Source organism: Priestia sp. KCTC 13724 (genome assembly GCF_056820425.1).
Map to the genome: position 1 here is coordinate 1 of NZ_JBXDLD010000178.1, position 1,692 is coordinate 1,692.

At 29.4% G+C, this 1,692-nt stretch carries 1 protein-coding gene; it reads left to right on the plus strand.

Annotation, left to right across the window (positions count from 1 at the left end):
* Positions 1-141 precede the first annotated feature (141 nt).
* Complete coding sequence (locus AC1UFB_RS20090; protein ID WP_482589916.1) at positions 142-1,086, plus strand: PIN domain-containing protein; 945 nt, start codon at positions 142-144, stop codon at positions 1,084-1,086.
* Positions 1,087-1,692: the final 606 nt, after the last annotated feature.

Consider the following 1,692-nt stretch of genomic DNA (forward strand, 5'->3'; position numbering starts at 1 on the left):
CAAAAGAATAGAAAAGTAATTAATTTTCGACTAAATCATGACTCATACCGAAGGTATGAATAATTCAGGATTATTTTATTTTTCCATACTTTAAGGTGTTAAGATATATTCGATGTGCAAAAAAGAAAAGGGGATAATGCTATGCTTAAATTTAATCCAGGTAAGGTTCCTAATGGCTTAATTTTAGATACAAATGTGCTAGTTTATTTATTTGATCCAGAGAGAGATGAAGATGAGTTATTTCGTCGCCTTTTAGGTTTATTAACGAATAGATGGATAAAATTAATTATTCCTGAACAGGTAAAAGGAGAATGGAATAAACACAAAGAAGAGAGAAATGAGCAATATTTAAAAGATACAAGAAAATCACCCCAAAAGCATAAAGATCTGGCGTCACATTTTGATCAACAGCAAGAAAAAGATGATTTTTTAACAAGATTAGAGCAATTAGAAATTATGGCTGTAAGGCAATATAGATATACACATGGATTAAGAGCTCGAAATTTAAATGATTTTATAGAAAATAAATATTACACTGATATCCCTTCAAGAAATTCCAGTATAGATAACCTAATAGTTAATATGTCTTTAGAAAGAAAAGCTCCCTTTTTTACATTTAATAAAGAGAGTGGTTCTAAAAAAGCTTCAAAAAATGAAATGGCAGATGCTATTATATTTTTTACGGCTTGTGATTATGCTCAAAAAAATGAGGAGAATTTTGATCATATTTATTTTATTACCGAAAATAGCAAAGATTTCAGTGGAGGTAACGGTGCAGAGTTACATGATAATCTAAAAGGTTATGCTGAAAAAGCAGGAGTTCAATTCAATAATAATTTAAGACGAGTTCTAGATATTATAGATCCGCAAAAGTCATTAATTTTTCCGGAACAAAAGACTGTTAAAGATCATTTACAGAGCAATAATTTTACAGATTGTTCTAATTGTAAGGATGAAATGCATGTTAACGCTGATTGTCAAACTAGAACATCATCCAGATATCCAGAAGGCGAATTTATATTAGTTTGTCCTCACTGTGGACATGAGCATCCTACTGGAGAAACCTATCATCATTTATATAATTAACTTTATTTGAAAAAGATGCAGATTTAGACATTATATTTAATTTTTTAAATTTTAATAATTTAAAAGTAACCTCAGAAGAAAAAAATTCTAATTAATTTTCTGCAATTTTATGGTTCTAAAATAAACTTTGTGCAACCATGGATATAAGTAGTATATAGTAGATGGTTCATTCCATTCAGATTTTAATTAGTTGTCAAGAACAAAGTGATAAATATGTTGTCTAAAGTAAAAGCAGCAGGATTTCAATCCTTAATATCATCGTAATCTTTACTTCTGTATCGAGGGGGATTTATAGAGAATATATGGAATTTAAATAACGAATAAGACTAATTTTTGTCTTCCGTTTAGTATAACAGCTATGTGTAAGGGGGAAATTGTATTATTCATCGCCCATTTGGCCTCTCTCTTTTAATCCATCCCTCTATCTTGTACAATATCATTATACAAAAAGATTAAATAGAGGGATGGTATGAACTTACATCTTCAACTACAGCAAGCTTTACAAGAATGTGAACGACTACAGAAGGAAAATACGTATCTATATAAGTTGAATTAAAGGATTACAATTACTCTCTGTTGAAGTATAAGGGTAACACTTACCAATGA